Annotated in this window: 1 protein-coding gene and 1 pseudogene; both read right to left on the bottom strand. The window is 53.2% G+C overall.

All coding sequences use genetic code 11. The features are described 5' to 3' along the window. On the bottom strand, positions 1-584 hold a 584-nt coding region (locus tag ORS3428_RS08650; protein WP_071096472.1), incomplete at its 3' end, for a transporter substrate-binding domain-containing protein. A 550-nt stretch (positions 585-1,134) separates the two neighbouring features. Continuing rightward, positions 1,135-1,334 (bottom strand): annotated as a pseudogene (locus tag ORS3428_RS33760) (hypothetical protein); the annotation flags it as partial.

Raw genomic sequence — 1,334 nt, forward strand, 5'->3', positions numbered from 1 at the left:
TCGTCTAACGGAGAGACACCTTCTCCTGCGTAGACCTTCACCTCGCCCGGCTTGAATTTGTATTGGACTGGCTCAGCACCGATCCAGTCCGGTGTGAGTTTGTGATTTGCGTAGTCTACATCCAAATTGCCTGCTAAGACCCCGACCACCTTTCCCTCAAGGTCCGAAAGCTTAGTTGCTTTACTATCCTTGTGAACGACCGCTACATCCCGACCGTAGAAGTACATGGCCGGAAAGTCGAATTTTTCGGCGCGGGCCTTGGTMGGAGTCATTTGGCCGAGAGCAAGATCCCAACGGCCCTGCCAATTACCCGCGACAATGATGTCCCACGCTGGCGTCACAAATTTGATCTGTACGCCCAACCGTTTCGCGATGCCCTTGGCGACCTCGATATCGTAACCATCGAATTCGTRCTTGTCATTCAAGAACGAAGCCTTGCCCCAGTTTGTAAACGCGGCCACCGTCAGCGTCTTGTTCGCGAGCACTCGATCAAGTACGGCGCCGGCATTGGCGTAGGTCGACAAAAACACGGCCGCAACTGCGAACGAGGCTGCAACAGCCATCTTTGTCATTAACTTGTTCATTCGATTCTCCCTTTTATGTCTAACTGAATTTTCCATTGAGCAGACTAATGCGGTCTCGGCAGTAGATTAATCTGCTCTTCACGCCCGAAGTAAAAATTCGGCGTATATAGCTGCGCACCTGCGGATGCGCTCAAGCACTGCGCCCGGCATTAGCCTCAACCGGCCGCCTACCGAGGCTGCAGCAAGCGAAAATCGACCGTAACAGCCGCCGCGGCAAGTCTGTTCATGAGATACTTTCCTCCCTCTCTATTTGCCCCTTTTATTCAGATCTCCGACAGCATCACCGCAAAGGCACGATGCGCATTCAGATCCCGAAGCTTATTGCCAAAATTTACACCAGACGCTTAGGACGATAAAAGCGAAAAAATGTTCGCTGATATAACGACAGTTTATCGTGCGGCGCGATAGGTCCAAGCAAAGCTAAGCGCGCGACATGCTGCAGCCTGCTCAGAAATCCATGCAGACGCTGCGCGCCTTTCTAATCCAGGCCAAGCTCGTTCATCGATTGGCCACCGCAATGGGCTCTGCGGACGTCGGCTTTCCATGGCCGTTATGCGACAGACCCGAAGGTCATTCGGTATAGAGTCGTGATGTCGAAAACGGGCAGGCCAGTTATTCGGCGAATTGCAGATGCCACCACCGGAAAGCATGTGCACTCGAACAGAATAGCTGAAATTTCAGGGTGCTTGGCGCGGAGCCTAGCGATGCAGGCCGCGACATCTGGTTCGATATCAGCGGCTCCTGTCGGAA

Source organism: Mesorhizobium sp. ORS 3428, assembly GCF_001854785.1.
In the GTDB taxonomy this organism is placed as follows: domain Bacteria; phylum Pseudomonadota; class Alphaproteobacteria; order Rhizobiales; family Rhizobiaceae; genus Mesorhizobium.